The sequence below is a fragment of the Mesorhizobium sp. P3_A9 genome, from assembly GCF_056402975.1.
Genome location: NZ_JBFUGJ010000720.1, coordinates 1 through 1,058, shown reverse-complemented (window position 1 = coordinate 1,058; position 1,058 = coordinate 1). Strand labels below are relative to the sequence as shown.

Here is a 1,058-nt window from a genome sequence, read left to right as displayed (position 1 = left end):
TGCTTGAGCTGGCGCTCGCCACCAAAAACCCCTCTGCCGGCGTGTCGGCCATCATGGGCAAAGCGAAATTGTTGGGCCTAATCGTCGATAAAGCTGAAATCACCGCAACGCAGCGGAAGCCAATGCGCGAGCCGTACGACGGCGGTCAGATGTCCCTTGAAGAGTGGCAGAGGCGTTTCGCGCCGCAGCGTCATTGACGGCAGGAAGCTGGCAGTTTGTGTCTCGGAGGGGTGTCTTGCAGTACGCGTTGATCGATGGTGTTCGACAGGAAGCTGCGCCTAAGCAAGTCGGCGAATGCGAAACATGCAAGGCTACGGTGATTGCTAAGTGCGGGACAAGTCGCATCTGGCATTGGGCACATCAAGGTCGCCCAGACTGTGATCCTTGGCGAGAGACCGAGACGCTTTGGCATCGCCAGTGGAAGGGCCTCTTTCCGTCTGCTTGGCGGGAAGTCAGGAGCGTCGCCCCAAACAGCGAATGTCATGTCGCCGATGTCAAAACAGACCATGGATTGGTTCTAGAATTTCAGCGCTCTCACATCACGCCCGACGAGCGCATCTCGCGCGAGGTTTTCTACCGAAACATGGTTTGGGTCGTGGATGGGACGCGCCTATTGGGCGATTGGCCGAGGTTCGAGAAGGGCTACACCGCGCGACGCCAAATCATCAAACCGGACTTCTTCATCACACCCTTCCCAGCACTTTGTTTTGGTGAGGCCTGGGCAAATTGCCGTGTTCCCGTTTTTTTTGACTTCGCAGGTACAACGCCCATCGCGGAACTGCCCGATGCTCGTCGCCATCCACTGTGGTGTATGCTGCCCGGCAGGGTACGCGGCTATGCCATGGTTTTCGCGCATTCGCGGCCAGACTTCGTCGATCAAGCTTTGAACAACCGGCAAGTCGTTCCGACCGAAGAGATTGAGCAGCGAGTGGCAAATTTCCTGCGCAATGAGCTAATCGCGTGAGGACAACAAACACGCAACCCTTCGGGTTGGTTGATGTCCCATAGGCCGCGTCGCGGACCGTGATTTTGAAATTCCCTGTTGATCTGACTCACTG

General features: G+C 56.8%; 1 protein-coding gene and 1 pseudogene. Both read left to right on the top strand.

What is annotated here, in order from left to right; genetic code table 11:
- Positions 1 to 197 (top strand): annotated as a pseudogene (locus AC1DX0_RS36280) (hypothetical protein); the annotation flags it as partial.
- Between the two features lie 38 nt (positions 198 to 235).
- Complete coding sequence (locus AC1DX0_RS36275; protein ID WP_477220550.1) at positions 236 to 964, top strand: competence protein CoiA; 729 nt, start codon at positions 236 to 238, stop codon at positions 962 to 964.
- Positions 965 to 1,058: the final 94 nt, after the last annotated feature.